General features: G+C 29.8%; 14 protein-coding genes. 1 reads left to right on the top strand and 13 read right to left on the bottom strand.

The annotated features are described in order from the left end of the window. Window positions 1–9 precede the first annotated feature (9 nt). The 3 genes from G9F70_RS12310 to G9F70_RS12300 all read right to left on the bottom strand — a co-directional run bounded on the left by G9F70_RS12310 (window position 10) and on the right by G9F70_RS12300 (window position 3,032). Window positions 10–1,182, bottom strand: a complete 1,173-nt coding sequence (locus tag G9F70_RS12310) for a hypothetical protein (protein ID WP_164946415.1) — start codon at window positions 1,180–1,182, stop codon at window positions 10–12. A 39-nt stretch (window positions 1,183–1,221) separates the two neighbouring features. Beyond that, the gene (locus G9F70_RS12305; RefSeq protein ID WP_164946414.1) at window positions 1,222–2,256 is read right to left on the bottom strand and encodes a hypothetical protein; all 1,035 of its coding nucleotides are present in this window, start codon (window positions 2,254–2,256) and stop codon (window positions 1,222–1,224) included. A gap of 494 nt (window positions 2,257–2,750) precedes the next feature. Continuing rightward, window positions 2,751–3,032 carry a hypothetical protein gene (locus G9F70_RS12300; protein ID WP_164946413.1) on the bottom strand — a complete coding sequence of 94 codons (282 nt, stop codon included), beginning with the start codon at window positions 3,030–3,032 and terminating at the stop codon, window positions 2,751–2,753. 151 nt (window positions 3,033–3,183) lie between these two features. On the opposite strand from G9F70_RS12300, the gene G9F70_RS12295 reads away from it, so the two are divergent. Next, window positions 3,184–3,594, top strand: a complete 411-nt coding sequence (locus tag G9F70_RS12295; RefSeq protein ID WP_164946412.1) for a hypothetical protein — start codon at window positions 3,184–3,186, stop codon at window positions 3,592–3,594. A 34-nt stretch (window positions 3,595–3,628) separates the two neighbouring features. Here the strand turns inward: G9F70_RS12295 and G9F70_RS12290 are convergent, their stop codons facing one another. The 10 genes from G9F70_RS12290 to G9F70_RS12245 form a co-directional block, all read right to left on the bottom strand. Further along, window positions 3,629–3,853 (bottom strand): hypothetical protein, encoded by a 225-nt coding sequence (locus G9F70_RS12290; RefSeq protein ID WP_164946411.1) that lies wholly within the window; start codon window positions 3,851–3,853, stop codon window positions 3,629–3,631. Window positions 3,854–4,089: 236 nt separating this feature from the next. Then, window positions 4,090–4,905: a class I SAM-dependent methyltransferase gene (locus tag G9F70_RS12285; protein ID WP_164946410.1), complete on the bottom strand. Its 816-nt coding sequence runs from the start codon at window positions 4,903–4,905 to the stop codon at window positions 4,090–4,092. 48 nt (window positions 4,906–4,953) lie between these two features. Continuing rightward, entirely contained in the window at window positions 4,954–5,949 is a 996-nt protein-coding gene (locus tag G9F70_RS12280) for a S66 peptidase family protein (protein WP_164946409.1), read from the bottom strand. A gap of 170 nt (window positions 5,950–6,119) precedes the next feature. Beyond that, a complete protein-coding gene (locus G9F70_RS12275; RefSeq protein ID WP_164946408.1) occupies window positions 6,120–10,520 on the bottom strand; it encodes a hypothetical protein in 4,401 nt (1,466 codons plus the stop codon). Next, window positions 10,513–11,229: a DUF6063 family protein gene (locus tag G9F70_RS12270; protein ID WP_164946407.1), complete on the bottom strand. Its 717-nt coding sequence runs from the start codon at window positions 11,227–11,229 to the stop codon at window positions 10,513–10,515. Before G9F70_RS12270 ends, G9F70_RS12275 begins: the two co-directional genes overlap by 8 nt. Window positions 11,230–11,241: 12 nt before the next feature. Next, entirely contained in the window at window positions 11,242–12,858 is a 1,617-nt protein-coding gene (locus G9F70_RS12265) for a hypothetical protein (protein ID WP_164946406.1), read from the bottom strand. A 26-nt stretch (window positions 12,859–12,884) separates the two neighbouring features. Beyond that, complete coding sequence (locus G9F70_RS12260; RefSeq protein ID WP_164946405.1) at window positions 12,885–13,892, bottom strand: Wadjet anti-phage system protein JetD domain-containing protein; 1,008 nt, start codon at window positions 13,890–13,892, stop codon at window positions 12,885–12,887. Between the two features lie 43 nt (window positions 13,893–13,935). Next, window positions 13,936–15,108: a MalY/PatB family protein gene (locus G9F70_RS12255; protein WP_164946404.1), complete on the bottom strand. Its 1,173-nt coding sequence runs from the start codon at window positions 15,106–15,108 to the stop codon at window positions 13,936–13,938. Between the two features lie 121 nt (window positions 15,109–15,229). Beyond that, complete coding sequence (locus G9F70_RS12250; protein ID WP_164946403.1) at window positions 15,230–16,963, bottom strand: S8 family peptidase; 1,734 nt, start codon at window positions 16,961–16,963, stop codon at window positions 15,230–15,232. Window positions 16,964–17,165: 202 nt separating this feature from the next. Then, window positions 17,166–18,686 (bottom strand): hypothetical protein, encoded by a 1,521-nt coding sequence (locus G9F70_RS12245; protein WP_164946402.1) that lies wholly within the window; start codon window positions 18,684–18,686, stop codon window positions 17,166–17,168. Between the last annotated feature and the right edge of the window lie 11 nt (window positions 18,687–18,697).

Below are 18,697 nucleotides of genomic sequence, written 5' to 3'. Positions count from 1 at the left end.
ATATTAGCCTCACTTTCTCTTTTCTGATTTTATAAGCTTATGTTTCCAAAGTAACCATAAAAATGGATCTTCAACTCTATTAGGTCTTAAATTCTTAATACTATTACTATCAGGGCTACATCCTAAAGCAGTTAGCCCAAAATAAGCAAATTCCTTAAAATTTGAACTAAGCTGATTTGCAAAATTTTCTCCACCCCAACTTCTTACAAGTGATTCCATTGAACCATTTACATCCTCAAAATCTGCAATATTGAATTTTCCTGAACCTATATGTTTACTTGGGTAATTAATACAACTAGATGAATCTAGTAAGGACTCTACTGCATCCATTTTTGAAAATGCCACTGCCACTGGTATATCTATAAGTTGAGTCATTTTCTTATCTTTTGCACGTCTTATAAGATTAGCTGTTCTTGAAAGCAAATCTTCAATTTCAGTATTCTGCTCTGGCAATTGGGTTCCCTCTGGAAGAGAATCTCGTACATTAGTAAGCTGTAGTGGATCTAATAAAAAAATAATACCAGAAGAATTATATATATATTTATTTACCGACTTCATGGTGTCTTCTTCATTCAAATCCTCACCTGCAGTATCAAAAAACGCTATTGTAACCACATTACTAATTCTCTTGCTTTTTAAAAGACCACCAAAGATACTTGTCTCTCTAAAGGCTAAAGTATATATAAGCGGCTGACTAACTGTTGCATCTGTCTTAGCTGAATGTGTAACCCTGATTATTTCTTTACTTCTAAATACCGGATAATAAAAATCATTGCGATACCTTGTTATTGTAGCATCGTTAATGGCTTGCAGACTGCAATTAAATGCAGCACCAATTTCGTTCATTATTTTATCTATAAGCACTGCAATATAATGGCTCTTCCCTGCTTCTTTAGCACCTATTACTGCAAAAATCAAGTCTTTATATTCACCTATAGTGTAGGGAAGTTCTGCATTGCATGTAGGACAAACCTTCACATTTGTGCTCTCCCCGCATGAATCACAGAACATATCCTTTGGCATAATATTTTTTCCCTCATTAGAAGCTGGAACCATTACAATTTCTCTTTTCGCATTTTCACATTTATTTGGTTCATTTTTACATATAAAATTCACTTCGCTTAATTTATGTTCTGTAAAACAAAATGGACATATATAAGTAGATTTTTTTAATAAGCTCATATTTCATGCCTCCTAGCAATTCTCTCTAATAGATAACAATTATTTAAAATAAAGTTTTTCTCTAGCGGGAGATATTATCCTATATCTTACACTCTCTTTATCATTCACCACAAATAGCTTTATGTACATATTGTTTTTTATAGACTCTACAGGAAATTCAAAAACAGATGGCTTATTTTTAGTTATTACCACCTCATTAAAAGTATATATATCATCACCATCTAATTTTTGAATCGGCATATTCCCTCTTTTACCTATCACCGTAATAGCTGGTAATTTGATTTCTCCCTCCTCTTCCATACTAAACATAATTTCTGCTGACTTAATCTTGCCGAGTAAACTTCTTTTAATCTTCAAATTATAATATATTTCAATAGGTTTTTTGTTAACAATAAGACGACGTTTACCTTGTGAATAAAAAACCTTATCATTCATTTCCGCCATAACATAAATAGTGAAATAATAATTCCCTTCTGATATCCTGTCAATAACAAATGTTCCTGTATTTTCATCTTTTTCTCTTTTTATTACACTAGTAGCTGCCGATGAATCCTCAGCACTTTTAGGAAAGCTATCTCCTCTATAAACTACCTTAATCTTATTTGCTTTTTCTGGCCATTGCCATTGCAAGCACAATTGATTATGCTTAACTTCCCCCACTATAGCTGCTATATCTATTAACGTAGAATTTAATTCTTCTACAGTTTCTATTTGTCTTTCATTTTCTGGTTCACTCTCTTGAATTTTATTTATTATTATTTGCTGGACTTGTTCTTCTTTTATTTCACTGTATTCTTTTATTTCTTCACTCTCTGTTATCTCGCATTTTTCAAAGGCTTTTTTTTGTATCTTAATTGGGTTTTCTTCAAAATGCTCTTCTATATTTACTTCCTCTATTAAATATTCATTATTATTAGTTATTTCAGCAATTTTTTCTCTTATTTCTTTTTCTGTTAATGAAGGAAAGGAGTCGACAAAGTTATTTATTTCTTCATTTGATAGTTCATCTTTTATAGAAAGAATTATCTCTATCTCCTCTTTTAGATCATTAATTTCTTTATACTTAATTTCCATGCTATTAGATTCAACTCCTTCATATGCTTTTATTAAAACATATTACCACTTAACTATATTCTACAGTAGATTACAATTTCCTCTGATTTATTCTGCTTTTATGCAATTACCCATAAATTAGTGGTTATTATATTATTTACTAAGCCTCTTATTAATTATGATTTTAAAATTGATTTATTACAACCATTTTTCTCTTATATTTTGTAAATTTACTGATAATTTTAGTATTTTACTAAAGATTTCTTATATAATTCTACCTATGTTTCACCACTAAGAAAAAAACTCCTGAACTCTTTGAGCTCAGGAATTTTTTTTACTTTTTAGGTCCTTTGTTTTTTTGTTCCTTTTTGTCACTTTTCTTGCCCTTATTCTTAGTTGAAGTACCTTTGCTTTTACCCTTATCTGGCATAATATATACCCCCTTATTTTGATATCTTTTTTGTTTTAGGTAAAATAACAATTATTAATAGGTATTCTCTTTGCTCTGCTTTTAATTATATTACCTCAACTTTGTTCATGTTAAAAATAGTAGCTATTATAAAGAGTATGCTACAGATAATTAAAAATGCTATTGTATAAAAATAATTTTCTATAACATAGATAGAGGCCTTATTTTCATTTATCGAAACACTTTCTAACCATTTAAAGTTTAAAAGAACTTTGTCCAAAATACTTACCTCGTCACAAATTATTTCTATATCACTTAAAATATGAGTGGATATAAAAACGGTGGTTCCTTCTGACTTCAAGTCTTTATTAAACTCTAATATTTCCATTCTTCCCTCAGGAAAAAGTTCATTTTATTATTGAAAATATTTATTATTTGCTATTAGAAATAATATCCATTTTTAATTTGAAAAATTTTAAAATTATGTTATAATTTATATGTAAATATATTATTCAACTAAAATTAAGGGAGGAGATTATTTGTTTATATTTATTAATATTATACTAGGTGTAATCTTGTCGGTTTTCACTATTATCTTCATAGTGAAAAAAATAATTGTTGGAATTGTGATTACGGACAGTGGGTTGATTATTTCAGTGCTTATCCTTCTGGGTGTGGTAGGACTATTCTGCTCACTATCTGCACTTTTAGGGGCGCACAGTATTGATGGGTTGGCAATAAGACTTAATACTGACAAAGTTATATCTGCGGAAGAAATTACCATGATTAAACAAAATATATCAAAATCAAAAACTACCAATATTATTTCTCTTATAGTTGGCTATGTTGCATTAATTTTTAACCAGATTATATATACGATAATGGCGAAAAAACATAAACAGGCCCAAGCGAAAGTTAAGAATCGTTGGGACTGGAGTAAACTGAATTAAAAACATTTACAAAAGACAAGTGACGATATTGATTTTAAGCGTCAGAACTATGTCTCTTTTTATTATTTAATAAAACTCGTGTCACTAATAGATATATAAGCAGATTACCTGGCGTATCCATCAGTGCAAAAATTCCCCAAAGCCAATAATATTTTTCTTTACGTCTTCTTGCATCATAAAAAACCCATGCCCCTTGGATTAGTAAGATAGGAATAACTATTGCTAACAGTATAATTAGTCCATTATTCGAAATCACCATTAAACTTTACTTCCCCTTTTTTTATTGCTATTGCAGGTATTATTATCCAAGGAGTAAGGGTAACTATAATGATTTGCGAAATAATAAGTATCTTAGAACCCATTTTAAGGATGACTATAGAATATAAAGAAAGAATTATAGTGGATAATAATCACTCCCAGTAATCCTTTAACGCAAATATTCAGTAAAAAGTTCACTATTTTTATATTATAGTCTATAAACATTAATTTATTTTGCTATTTTTCTTTTTTAATCCCAACAACTATATTTAAATGCTCCGTAGCATCTCTATATTGTGGAAGTTCACACTTCTCTACAGCAACCTTAACGAAGTTATCATATACTGCTCTGTTTTCTTCATAAACCTTTTTAAGTGGAAGATGTAACCCACTTAAGAAGCTTTCTGCCCCACCATAGCTTATAATTTGAAAACCAGCTTCTTCTAGTTCTCTTAATGCAGCTTCTGGCGTTGTAAAATATACCTCCGTAAAACTTTTAGTTTCATCAAATACTTGTTCTCCTAAATAGTTATATACATTTTCAATTTCCTCGAAAGTCTCATAAAATTCGGTAAGTCCCGCTTTTAAAGTCCCTATTGAGTTAATGTATGAAATCAATGCTACTCCATCATCAGTTAATTTCTTTTTAGCTTCCTTTAAAACATTTAATCTATCTTCTTTTTTATAAAGATGATACATTGGTCCCATTATTAGCATTCCATTAAACTTCTTATCTTCTAATCTATTAATATTTAATGCTGTGTCACAAATAAATTCCTCTGCTTTTAATCCTTCTGATTTAATCTTTTCCTTAGCAAGTTTAAGCTCTTCACTTGATAACTCAAATAAAGTTACATCATAACCCTTTTTAAGCATTTCAATAGAATATCTTCCTGGTCCACATCCTATATCACAAAGCATTCCTTCTTTAGGAAAGTACTTATTTATAAGATAAAGTGTGCTCAGAAACTCTATTTTTCTATATGGATTGTCTAATCTCTCCCATTCATATTGTGCATTTTCATCATAATATCCTTTTACTATATCACTCATTCTAAACTCCCCCTAACATTCTATTTATCTAAGTATTTAAATATCATTTTACCATTCAGCAATAATAGTTACTTTTTTATTTGTGGCATCAAGCTCTATTTCACATCCTATGGGCAAAGTTATCATAGGGTGTGTATGACAACAATCAAACTCTGCAATAAATGGCATTTTTCTATCACCTAATACTTCCAAAAGAATTTCATATGGTTTTCTACCCGTTTTCAAATCATCGAATAATTCATGTTTACCAAGAATTATTCCAGATATTTTATCAAAAATACCGTTTACTTCTAAAAAGGAAAAACTTCTTTCTATTGTTGCTGCATCTTTTAATGAATCCTCTATAAAAAGTATATCCCCCTCTTCTATTGCTGGCATATATTCACTACCCCATATACCTTGTATTGTATTTAAATTACCGCCAATTACTCTCCCCTTAACATCACCCCCGTAAACCGTAATCCATTGGTTTTCTCTTTTTTCTTTGTCTATATCTTGTGTTTCCCAATTAATACATTCATCTGTCCAATATTTCGGAACTTCTAAAGCATAAGGAAATTTTATTTCATCTACAGTAATTTCTTTAAAATAATTATAAGTCCAATCAACAAAAGGAGACAGTTCTCCAAAGGATGCTACCAGTGCAGGTCCGTAATAAGTATTTATTCCTGTTTTTGCATATATGCCAAGTAAAATTGCAGTAACATCTGAATATCCTATTATTATTTTAGGATTTCTTTTAAATGCTTCATAATCTATATAGGGAAGAATTGAATTTGAATTCATACCTCCTATAGTAGCCATAATGCATTTTATATCAGCATTTCTAATTAGACTGTTTAATTCATCTGCCCTTTCTTTGATACTTCCTGATCTATAAAAATCACATTTTCCTGTTGATTTTCCTTCAACTATTTTAAACCCCTTGTTTTCTAAATATTCCTTTGCCCTTTCAAATCTTTTAGGACAAGTGCAAGTTATAGGTGATGATGGTGAAAATATACCAATCAAATCTCCTTTTTTTAATCTCATTATGTTATCCATTATAATTCCACCTCTTTTAATTTCATTCAATACAAAAAAACCTTTCATCCTACTATAGGACGAAAGGTTTAAAAACTTACTCTTCTCTTCATAGTATTTATAAATTTTCCATTTGTTACATTATATTGGTTGCTATTATTATTGTCAATAATTAATTTCAATCAGTTTCTTTAAAAAAGTTCCATTTGATCAACGGCTACTTCTTCTTCTAATTTAAATCTTGAAGCAACAATGGTTTCTATATATTCTTCCCCTTTTATATGCTCTGATTTTAAATATTTCAACCCACTTTTAAGCTTTGATGGTATTAAATCCAGCACGTATATATTGTCAAATCTATTTAATACAGATTCCCCTCCGAGTCCAGACAAACAAATAAGCTGCGTATTACTTTTCTTAGCTATATCCATAAGAGGTTTTAATAAGTGCTCTGCATTAGTTTGTGCAAAGGGATTGTCCATTATGAGAACTTTTCCATCTTCATTGCTTGCAAATATATCTGTTTCGTCGCGTCTCATGTATGATAGCAGGCTTGACAATATTACAAAGGCTGAAAGGAAGCCTTCTCCCCCTGAATTTAGTGCAATTTCGTTCCACCCTAATTGAATTTGTCTATCCTCTTCTATTTTATACAATTTAACCTCTATATTGCTTATAGATACAACTTCATTGTAAAGGTCACGGGTATTAATACTCTTAGATATTAAGTCTTCTATATTTTCATTGCTTTGAAGTCTAACAAGTGCTTTTATAGTAAGAGCTTCTAAAAAATCATTAACTCTTAATCTATAAAGTTCACTGTTTGACTCCCACTCTGGAAGCTTTATACTTAGCATCTTTACATATTTATCTTTTATTTTTATTGAGGAGTTATTATCAATTTTCCCAATATTTGCATGCACCTCTAGTACATATTCGTAAATGCTTTGAGCTACATTATCTTTTTCTCTAGTTATTAAATCAATATCTGCTTGAAGTTTTTCCATTAATGCCTTGTGGGCATCTAGTGTTATGTTCAAGTTTTCTATTACAATATCTGGCTTATCTATACTTCTTTCAATAGTTTCTAAGGACTTTTTAAAGAAATCATCATTTAAAAATAATGGTTTTCTTGATACTCTATTTATTTCATTACTTAATGCAAGACTTTTCTTTGCTTCTTCCTCTAATGAATTTCTATAGTCACGCCTAAGCTCTCCGCTATATTTGTTAAGCCCTTGAATTTCAACATCTATTATAAGCTCCTGCGTTATAACGAAATCCTTAAACTCTTCTAAATTAGATAAATTGTTTTCAAGTTTTTCTATAGTGTTTACTAATAATAATTTTTCCTTTTTAACTTCTTCTAACTTATGACTTTTCTCAAAGGTTCTTTTATTAAAATCTCTATCCAATATTTCTTCTCTTGCTTTCGGAGTTTCTTTATTAAAATCATCTCTTATTCTTTTATAAAGATTTTCTATATTGGTATCAACTTTTGCAAAAGCTATTTGTAACTCATTTATCTTATTATTGATTTTAGCTATAGCACCTTTAAGATTCTTTAACTGGCCTTTTATTTCTTCTTCTTTAAATCTATCATAGGTTACTTCCCTATATTGAATTTCATTTAAAGAATATTCACTACCTTTAGCTATTAAATCTTCTTCTTTTAGCCTAAATCTTTCATTTGCATCTTTGAGGCTATCTTCTAAAAGCTGAATATCTGTGGAAATTTCCTTAGTTAAGCTGTCATATCTAGCTTCTAAGTCTTCTATATCCTTTTGCAAAATTTCACCTTGATTATATTGATTGTACTTGTTGAAATTATCCTGAATTTTCTTAAGCTTTCCATTTAAATCTCTAAGTCCATCTTGGATATTTGATAATGAAATTTCAAGGCCTATTTTATTCTTTTCTTTAATGTTTTTATCATTAGTCAGTTGAGTTATATTTTCAGAAAGGTCATCTAGCTTTTTCTTATCAAAAGTATATCTTTCATAACTTTTTAAAAGAAAATTAAAATCTTCTATTTCCCTTTTTAGTTTTTGTAATTCACTTTCCTCTATTCTTATTGTCTTGTTTGTTTTTTCTAAAATTTTATTTATGTCCTCTATGGTACCTCGAAGAATATTAAATGTGTTTTCCTTGGATATTAATTCTTCATCCTTTAACTCCAAGTGTTTCTCTAAGTTTTCGTAAATTTCTTTATCCAATATAGAAAATTCAACTTCACTTCTATTTCTTTCATAAAACTCAATGTCACTTATCTTCCTTGCTAAAGCTTCCTTTAATGAAGTTATTTCACCTTGTTTTTCACACAATAATTTCTTTAGCTCTTCTTCATTTATAAGGCCATTGTTAAAGGATACATAAAATGTGATATCCTCTAAGCTGCATAAACTATTAACTTTTCCACTAGATTTACTCTTTAAGCTCTCCCTTTTCACTATAGGAATAGGATAGGAGGTAAACACTCCTATCTCTTCTTTTTGAAGCTTTATTAAATCCTCTGGATCCATAATTAGGGAGTAGGGTAGAAATGGATTATCCTCTATGAATTTTATATTTTCCGCTTCACTGTAATTATTTTTCTTAAGCCAGTCCATACCATAGATTATATTTATATCTCTTAGGCGGAGCTTTTCTTCCATGTCCTTTGGAATTTCTAGTGTTCTTCCCGTTTGAAGTTTTTTCTCCTCTTGTTGCAACTTATTTAATTTAATAATGAATTTATTTTCTTCTTCTTTTAAAATTCTAATTTTACTATTAAACTCATTTATTATATATTCTTTATCAAAGAGCCTACTCTCATCTACATCTATATATCTTATAATATTCTTTCTATTTTCTATTTCTTTAAGTAGCTTGTTTTTCTCATTTTTCATATTGGATATTTCATTATTTATATTACTTATTTCTTTTGAAACATCCTCTTTTTCTCTTTCCCTGGCCTTAATTTCAATAGATTTATCTTCATATAATTTTTTGCTCTTAGTAATTATTTCTTCTTTTTTAGTTGAACTTTCACTATATGATAGGGTTTCCTTATTTATAAAATCTTCATTACAATATCCCATTAAGTTTCTTATAAAGGCTTTTTTATATCTATTATTAAAATTCTCTTCTTCCTTTGAAAAAGAATTTATATTACTTTGAAGTCCACCTTTAACCATGCTCTTTTGCTGAAGTTCCTTATTAAGTTCATCTATTTCCTTTTTAACTTCATCTATATTTGTTTTTGTGGTCCTTATATTTTCATGATTTTCTTGTAAAAACTTCGAGGTTTCCTTTTCTTTGCTCTCATAATGTTTCTTTAAAGTAAAGCCTGTATTCTCTCTTTCTGGCTGTAGATCCTTATTCTTTTCCTTTGCAATATCTATTCTATTTTCATATTTCTGAACATCTCTTGAGGCTTTAACATACTCCCCGTATATCTTTGAGCACTCTAGCACCTGCTGCGCTTTTTCAAGATCACTTATTTTTTCATTAATATTTAAGGCTTCTTCTATAGCTATTTCTTTATCTGCACTTATATCTTTAGCCTTATCACAAAGTGCGTATACCTCTGATGATATCTTTTCATATTTAATATCCCTAATATATGCTTCTATTTGTGAGACTTTAAACTCTAGTTCCTCTTTGTTTTGCTGCGCCAGACTTAAACTATCTTCTAAATATTTTATAAGATTAGCTATTTTATTTTTCAAACTTTCACTGTGAATTTTATGCTCCATAAAAATTTCCGAAACAGCCAATATTTCCCTTGCGCAGATTCTAAACTCTTCTATAGCTTGTTTTTTCTCTATTTTAGACTGATTATATCTATACTGATATATGTATTTTTTAACTATTTCACTGAAATTCTTTATTTTGTCTTCATCTTTATTAATCTTATCTTCTACAGCTTTAATAAACCATTTCTCCACAAGCCCTGATACATTTTTTGCTTCTTGAAAAAGCTCTGATAACCCTGATTCTTTCATGTTAATTTTCTTTATTATGCTTTCCCATTCTTTATTATTTATCTTATACTGCCTTAAATTATCAAAATAATTCTTAGTCTGCGCTGGCGTGGTCATATCAAAATAATTAAAGTTTATGTTCTTATCTTTTTTCAGCTCTTCCAGCAACCCTTTAGTGTTAGTAAAACTTTTGATTTTCTTAATATTCTTTTCAACTTCAACTGCTGGAAAATTGTAAATATCATATTTACTATTCCCTCTATACTCATGTATAAAACTTACTATATCTAAATCTTCTCCAGAATCATCATCTGAGGAAATGAGCCTTTTTTTAACCATCATACCAACAAGCACATGCGAAGTGCCACCATCTAGCACCCATTCTGTTAAAATGTAGCTTGGTGATGATGAGGTAAAATAACTTTTAAAGGTTCTATCTTTTAAATCCCTATACCTCTTATTTACAAAAGGGGCCATCATGAGCTGAACCATTACAGACTTACCCCCACCATTTCTAAGGCTCAAAAGGGTGCTCTCGCCACCTAGCTCAAACGTCTCATCATCTATCTTCATAGAATTGTTATTATAACTAAAGTTTACAATTCTAAGAGCATTTATTTTACTCATTAATTTCACCTCCAAAAGCTTTAACTACCCTCTGGTAGTTGTTTTTGTTTAGTATGTTCCAATCCATAAAGTTATCTAGCTTTGAGGTAGTAATTATCATATCATCCGCCTGTACATAATTTATAAGTCCTTGATTTTCTAAAAAATTAAGTATAGTATATATAAACCCTTCCTTAGTGGTTCTAGAAGTAGTTTGCTTGTCCGAACTTTTAAGTGCTTCAAAACGTTCTAAAATATTAGTATAGGCAATACCAGTTTTGATTTGCTGCTCTTCTAGATTTTCTTTTTCCATGCTCTCTTTTAATCTATTACTTATTATGTTTAAAAGCTCCCCACCCTTTAAAAAGTCTCTAGATTTACTTGTTCTACCTTGAGAACCATAAAACTCGACTAGCATAGTAAGTATTACAAACTGTGATAAATAGTAGTCCTTATCATTGCAATTAGACTTACAAAGTTCTTTTTTAAGCGCGCCTTTAGAATATCCTAAAAAATCGTTTTCCTCGCTGGGCATAAGATATATAACACCACTGTACTTTTCCACCTTGCAGCCAGAGTTTTCTCCTTGTATTTTCACTAAATTCATTACCTGCTCACTTTCAGAATACATTCTAAAAAGATCTTTTTCCTTTTCCTCTGAAAGTTCTCCACTTTGAATCAAGTAATAAAATATTTTGTTGCTAGTATTTATATCATCTATATTGTACATAACTTGTCCTCACTACCTTTCTACTTTAAAACACACATCTGAGCATATAACAGTTTTAACTATACCTTTATCACTTGGAAGTCCGTAAAACTTAATCTTTTCCTTACTATCCACTATTTTAGAAATATAAATATTTTTAATATCACTAAGTTCTATTTGACCGCATACTAAATCTAGTATAGTTTCATTTAACTCAAATTCGAATTTTTCTTTTTCTGATATGGTTTCTTCTTTTTCTTTTTTAAGCTCTGCTATATCAATATGTTTATACTTTAAAAGTTCAATTATTATTTCTCTAAATATCTCAACAGTTGGTATTAATACTTCCTTACTATTACTATCCATTTTAATTTTTTCTGATATTTCTTTAAGAGATATTTCTTCTTTTTCGCTAGCAAATTCTAAAATCATTTTTAAGGAGCTTCTGTATTTCGCTAGCTTTGCTCTTGCTTTTTCTCTTTTTTCCTGTATAAAATGACCTTCTTCAAAAGATACTACCTCATCTTCTTCAAGTTCTTTTGCCTTTATGGTTTTCTGATACTGCAAGCACTTATTAAGGTTATATATTTTAGTAATAGGTGCTCTATATAACGGCCTTAAAATGTAGTCTATAGTATCCAGCTTTGAGCTGTCCTCCATAATCTTGTCATATATATCGATCCCTATATTAAATCTCTTTATAAGCGACATTGAAGCCATTTCCTCTAATTCTTTTGAGTAAACACTTTTAAAATCGAAATGAGTGTTTAATATCTTTTGCTGCTCTTCCATTGCGCGACCAAGATACTGCTCAATTATTCCTAAGAATTTCAGATTTTCTAGTTCCTTGCCACTAAGCTTTTTAACGTTAATATCCTGCTCTCTAATCTCTTGTATTTTAAGGTTAACCATATTTCTATATTCATTAAATTTCTTTCTTGTTGTATTTAAAGAATCCATATTACCTTCTAATAATTGTCTATATTCTTCTACAGAATAGTTAAGAGCATTTTGCCTAATTCTGCGTATAGCATCATGCATTTTTTGAAGCTGTATTCTAAGAAGATTAAATATATTCTTAACATCATCTACAGCCTTATCATAATTAGCTTTTTCAAGATGAAGCTTAAATATCATTTCATGTATGGTGAGCTTCATATTGCTTTCTATTTCTAAAGTAGATAAAAGCAGTGAATACCCATCATCTGTTAAATAATAAGATGTTCTCTTTACCACATCATCAACATAAACTATCTTATTAGAAACAAAACTTATATATATATCCGTGTATTCCACTTCTTTAAAATCAAAGCCCTTAAAGTACATTGCCTTTCCTTCATCACATAGAACTACATTTACTATGAATTCCCCTAGTTCCTTGCATTCTTCATAACTTAGAGACTTTTTAAAGTACTTCATATTAACATCATCAATAAAGCTACCTATGCTATCCATAGTGCAGTATTCATCCTTTAGTGACTCCTCCATTATGTAAAGCATAACTGCAAAAATTAAATTTATGTATTCATGAGTTTCTTCAAAGCCATAATTCTTCCATACATTCTTAAACATACTATTTTTACAAAGCAGAACATAGGCTCCAACTTTCTTCATTCTTACATCAAAGTCTTTAAGAAAATCTACTCGCATTTTTTTAATTCCCCCTATTCAGCCTTCTAAAAATCTCCAATATTCAATATTTCCTGAGGGATATACTTATTTGAGCTAAGTATATTCATTATAACATCTCTATACTCCTGCGTAAATTCCCTTAAAAATACTCCACTTATATTTCTATTTTGACCTGCTTTTGTATTTGGTAAGCTTATGTTTTCTTCAATAAATTTATCTAGCATAAATTCATATCCTTTAACAAAGGATTTTATATTAAAATTCCCTTTGAAAATTTCATATACTCCCTCATAGATTATGATTCCTTCATAATCCAAATCTCCAAGATATAAAATTTCATTATCCCTATGTAAAAGGTAGGGCTCAGCGCAAAGCTCAAAGTCTCTAAAGCTCTTATATATATTTTTCCCTCCACCATATATTAATGTAGATATTTCTTCACTAAATATTGTGCTACTACCTTTTATGAGGTGTTTTCTCATGCTATAAAATGTATCTTTGTTTTCAATTATTAAAATCTTTTGTGGTGAGCTTTTGCTATAAGAATAATATGAAAGGGGCTGGGTAGTGTCGTAAATATTTAAAAACTCTTCGGATAAATTAAGATTTTTCAGTATCCTTTTTCCACCTTCTCTGTTAAGGAACTTTTCTCTTTCCCAAATTTGAAAACTTCTTTCATTAGCCGCTACTTGTGTCTTAAGTAAATTTAACCTTTCATCAAGAAATTTACTCAAAGAAAGAATAAATTTCCTGTCTTCTTTATATTTATCAATGTTTTTCATATAATAAGTTTTGTCCAGCTTAATATTAATACTATATGATAATTCCTGTGTATACTTGGTATTATCTTCCTTCTCTTCTACAACCGTATATCTATTATATAAAGCTGGTTTTTTACCATTTAACTTGCTGCTTTTTACAGGTAATATTACTTCCTCGTTAATTAAGTTTATTACTATACTTACAAGTTCCATATAATTGCTTATATTAAGATATTGTTGCAACTCATCAATATCTATTCTTTTTTTGTTGAGGTTTTTTAAATCCTTCATGGTTTTCTCCTTATATAATCCGATACCTAGCATTTACATGTGCCTAGCACTCTAAATAAACCCTATCTATTCTTTCCAGAGCTTCCTTTAATATGCTTCTTTGACAAGCTATATTAACTCTTTGGAACTGTTCTCCTTCTTCTCCAAACATAATTCCATCATTAAACCCAACTTTAGCTTTCTTAACAAAAAACTCTTTAAGTCCTTGTGATGTCATATTTAATTCTGAGCAATCCAGCCAAACAAGGTATGTACCTTGTGGTTTTACTATTTTTATTTTAGGTATATGTTCTTCAAAAAAATTAATTAGGAAATTTAAGTTTCCTTCTAAATATTCAACAAGCTGCGTAAGCCATTCTTCACCTTCATTATACGCTGCTACTAATGCTGTAGATGCAAAGGTGTTTACTTCACTTACGGCGTTATTTTCTAAAGTTATCTTAAACAAGCTTCTTAACCTATCATTAGGAATGATCACATTAGACACTTGGAGTCCTGCCAAGTTAAACGTTTTACTTGGTGCTGTGCATATAATGGAATTTTGTGCAAATTCTTCTGAAATAGATGCAAATACTGTATGAGAGTTGCCTTTGTAAATAAGATCAAAGTGTATTTCGTCAGAAACTATTAATATATTATTCTTTATACATATTTGTCCTAGCTCAATGAGCTCCTCTTTATACCATACTCTTCCTACTGGATTATGCGGATTACATAAAATAAGAATTCTCGTTCTCGGAGTAATTTTCTTTTTAAGATCCTCTAAATCCATTTTATAGCTACCATTTTCATATTGTAATGGATTTTTAACTATGGTGCATCCATTATTTTTTATTGTACTATAAAAAGGATGGTATACAGGTGTTTGAATAATAATTTCATCCCCTGGCTGTGCAAAAGTTCTTACTATGTGACCTAGTGCTGGAACTATACCTGGAGTATAACTTATCCACTCCTTTTTTATATCCCAATTATGGCGTTTTTTCATCCAATTTATAACTGCATCATAATATCCGCTACCTTTTGTAGAGTATCCATATATAGCATGCTCCATTCTCTTTTTTATAGCATCAGATATAGGTTTGGCTACCTCAAAATCCATGTCTGCTACCCACATAGGTATCACATCTTTGTCCTCAAATATTTCTTCTAATATGTCCCACTTTACAGACTCGGTATTTCGTCTATCTATTATTTTATCAAAATCGTATTTCATAATATCCCTCTTTCTTATATATAATTTTAGCAACTTTCTAACTTGTAGGTTCATAATACTAGTCCACTTATAATTATAATGCTATTTTAACTCCATTGTAAAATATTTTCGTGTGAATATATTATTTTTGGTTTACTAATATTATAAAAGGTACATGCTTTTCATCTTCATTATTTTTAAACCATAATATACCTTCATAAATTCCCTTTGGAGTTGTTTCATTTATTTTTACATTCATTGAAACTTTTTCCAAAGAACCTGATTTAGCATTAATAGTTGAAGGGATATTTATATCTATTCCTTTGAACTCGCTAAACTTTTCTACTGATATATTATATTCCTTAGTTTCATTTGATGAATTTTTTAATTTTATATCATAAGTTTTTTCTTTTACACCTTTAGTTAATAGAGGAAAACTTAAATTATCAGAAATTATAAAGGTATCTGAGTTTATTGCTTTTTCTATATTTACAACCCCTGCCCCTTGACTTAAAAGTGAAATATACTTATTTTTTTCATCCTTTAATATATTTGCATTATTTGTTATAGCTGCTTTGATCTCATCAAATCCCCAATTACTGTGCGCTTGCTTTATAAGCGCTATTGTTCCTGTTATATAGGGTGCTGCCATACTTGTACCTGTGTTATTTATATAACCAATATCATTTATTAAATATGGCGTAGTGCTTAATATTTTTGTACCTGGTGCTGAAATATCTGGTTTTAGTAGCATATTATTTTTACTAGGTCCTCTTGAACTTTCAAAAAATATTTCCTGATATAATTTATTAGTTAATTCAGGATTTTTTGAATGTACTATATTATTAAAACTTTCTACGTCTTTTGACTTTACAAAAGCAATAGGTAGTCCTTCAAATAAAAAGGACCAAATATTATCATCACTATCAATCCCAGTTATAATTAGACCTGAAGCTCCAGAAGCTTTAAGTTTTGTTACTAGTTCCGTCATTTCCACATCTTTTTCATTTAAATATTGCTTAGTGGTATTCATTATCACTATCTTCTTTTTTAAGTCAGTTTTCTCTATATTTTCTTTAGATATTTTCCCTGAATAAGTAACCTTACCTTGTTCTGGGAATTTTCCCGCATAATTTATTTTACCTTTTTCCGGAAAAATTATTGTGCCATTTCCAATCTTTAATGAAACTTCTTGATTTCCATCTTTAAATATAGGTTGTTTAGACGGTAGCGTAGCATTTCCTACAGATATAACATCTGGTGAGCATGCTAAATCAGATGTTGTCCAAATTTCAGGCCCAGTATTTCCATTAGATTTTACAACAATAATACCTTGTTCCTTTGCTTTTTTTATTTCAATATCTAAAGCATCACCAGGAGTATAGCTATCTACCCTAGATGAAATGTTTATTACTTGTGCTCCATCCTGTACTGCTTTTTTCATAGCTTCTACTATATTTTTGTAGTGTTGTTCTTTATCTTTTGTAACTACACGATAAATTAGTAATGAAGCTTCCGATGCTATACCCTTCATCTCCCCATTTGCTGCTGCAATTCCAGCTACATGAGTACCGTGTCCTCTTCTATCATCGCCATCCATATATATAGGTTTATTTTCTACAAAATCATAACCACCTATTATTTTGCCTTTTAAATCAGCATGATTTATATCTATACCTGAATCTAGTATGGCTATTTTAACTCCCTTTCCTGTATATTTTGTAGTATTGGCTGTGTTAAGTGGAAACTCTAGCTTTCCCTCTTGTAATGTAATTGCTGTTGTTGATTCTTGCGCATTAACTACATTAACCTTGTTATAACTAAATAGAGGTATTGCTATGAAAATAACTGTTGCTATTAAGTATTTCTTTTTCATTGATAGGTCTCTCCTTTGCGATACACTATTTAGTGTGTATTTCCTAGCCACTTTACATAGCATTTAATAAATCATCATCTTCCATGCTGTAACATTAGCGACTTTAGAAAAAAATACTCCCACTTATATATGGAGAGTATTTTCTTCTAGAATATTCTTAAATATTCAATTTTTCAAATAACCTTTTTAAGATATTATATGCTTAAGGATTTACAACTTCAACATTAACAAGCTTAACTCCATCCTTTTGTATATCCCATGTTCCCTTAACATATCCAAGTGTTTCAGCATTACTTGTTCCAATTACCCTTTGAGAACTTATTAATTGATATTTACCAGGAGTAGCTTTAACCTCAACATTACTTATTGGATTTCTCATACCAGAAGTGTTCTGCATAAGCTTTCCATTTTTGCTGTATACATTTAAATCTATATATACATCTTTCATACTACTTATATCTAATGAATAGGTTTTATTACTTTCTTTAACATTAACATCAACTTTGAAGTCATCTTTGAATTGAACATCATATTCTAAACCACAGCTAAACTTCTCTTGATCAAATAAATTAGTAACCTTATTATCTTTTAGTGATATTAAACTAAATGATTTCATACCACCACTTCCGCCACTTGGTATACTAATAAGTACTTCTTCAGCTTTATCATTATTTAAATCAGCTACAACCATTGTTGGAGTATATCCAGAATTGTCTTTGCTAACAGGAATTTGCGTAGCTTTGTTAGTTTTAGAATCATAAACCTCAAGACATATATTATCTACATACAGACCTGATAAATTAAGATCTGAAATGCCTGTTAAGCTAATAAACTCTTTTATCCCATCACCATTAACATCGCCCTCAGTTTGAGTGAAAATACGTTGGAACTTCACTTTATCAGCCTCTAATTTTATATTTTTGCCATCCCATTTCCACTCTGATTGTAGATACCCAAGTGTATCTGCGTTACATGTTCCCACTATGCGTTGAGAACCAATTAGTTCATATATCCCATCTTTATCCGTGTCTACTGGGGTTAGTTCACCAAATCCATTCATCCATGGTTCAATATTTTCTTTCAATTTCCCATCTTTATCATATATATTTAATTCTATATACTGGTCTTTATTAGGCGATAAATCAATTTGAATGGTTTTATTTAATCTTTTACTACTTAGACTTGCCATAAAGTTATCTTCAAACTTACCTGTTAAATCTATTTCACTGCTGTTTTTTTCGCTATCCCAAAGTACGCTTGTGTTATTTCCCTTAAGATTAATAATAGAATATTCGATTATTCCGCCACTTCCACCGGTTGGCATTTTTACAAATATATCTGGCATTTTATCACCATTAAAATCGCCTAAAAATATTGTAGGCTCATATCCACCGCTGTCTTTTCCTAAGGATGATTTTATAAATTTTTTAGTCTTTCCATTTTGAACTATTACATTTAATTTCTCGAAATATATATCATCCTTATTTGTTTTTGTTCCTATTAAAATTACATTGTCTTTTATATTATCGGAAGTTATATCAACATACTTATAATCTGCAATATAAGTATTTTTATTTAATTTTAGTTCGGGTATTGATATAGGTGAACCTATTTTATAATTTGGTTGTTTCGGCGATGTAATACCTTGAGCGCTTATTGTAGATCCTGCAATAATAAGTGAACCTAATATTATGGTTGATAGGGTTAATTTCTTATTTTTCATACTTATTCCTC

This window comes from Clostridium sp. FP1 (genome assembly GCF_011065975.2).
Taxonomy (GTDB): domain Bacteria; phylum Bacillota; class Clostridia; order Clostridiales; family Clostridiaceae; genus Clostridium_AD; species Clostridium_AD tagluense.
Note: the sequence above shows the minus strand (reverse complement) of the source record. Positions and strands in the feature narration are given on the sequence as shown.

Coding starts and splice junctions, on each gene's coding strand:
- G9F70_RS12290 (WP_164946411.1), bottom strand. CDS start 3,853: ATGGTGATTTCGAATAATGGACTAATTATACTGTTAGCAATAGTTATT.
- G9F70_RS12300 (WP_164946413.1), bottom strand. CDS start 3,032: ATGGAAATATTAGAGTTTAATAAAGACTTGAAGTCAGAAGGAACCACC.
- G9F70_RS12255 (WP_164946404.1), bottom strand. CDS start 15,108: ATGAAATACGATTTTGATAAAATAATAGATAGACGAAATACCGAGTCT.
- G9F70_RS12270 (WP_164946407.1), bottom strand. CDS start 11,229: ATGTACAATATAGATGATATAAATACTAGCAACAAAATATTTTATTAC.
- G9F70_RS12260 (WP_164946405.1), bottom strand. CDS start 13,892: ATGAAGGATTTAAAAAACCTCAACAAAAAAAGAATAGATATTGATGAG.
- G9F70_RS12265 (WP_164946406.1), bottom strand. CDS start 12,858: ATGCGAGTAGATTTTCTTAAAGACTTTGATGTAAGAATGAAGAAAGTT.
- G9F70_RS12280 (WP_164946409.1), bottom strand. CDS start 5,949: ATGGATAACATAATGAGATTAAAAAAAGGAGATTTGATTGGTATATTT.
- G9F70_RS12250 (WP_164946403.1), bottom strand. CDS start 16,963: ATGAAAAAGAAATACTTAATAGCAACAGTTATTTTCATAGCAATACCT.
- G9F70_RS12285 (WP_164946410.1), bottom strand. CDS start 4,905: ATGAGTGATATAGTAAAAGGATATTATGATGAAAATGCACAATATGAA.
- G9F70_RS12275 (WP_164946408.1), bottom strand. CDS start 10,520: ATGAGTAAAATAAATGCTCTTAGAATTGTAAACTTTAGTTATAATAAC.
- G9F70_RS12245 (WP_164946402.1), bottom strand. CDS start 18,686: ATGAAAAATAAGAAATTAACCCTATCAACCATAATATTAGGTTCACTT.
- G9F70_RS12310 (WP_164946415.1), bottom strand. CDS start 1,182: ATGAGCTTATTAAAAAAATCTACTTATATATGTCCATTTTGTTTTACA.
- G9F70_RS12305 (WP_164946414.1), bottom strand. CDS start 2,256: ATGGAAATTAAGTATAAAGAAATTAATGATCTAAAAGAGGAGATAGAG.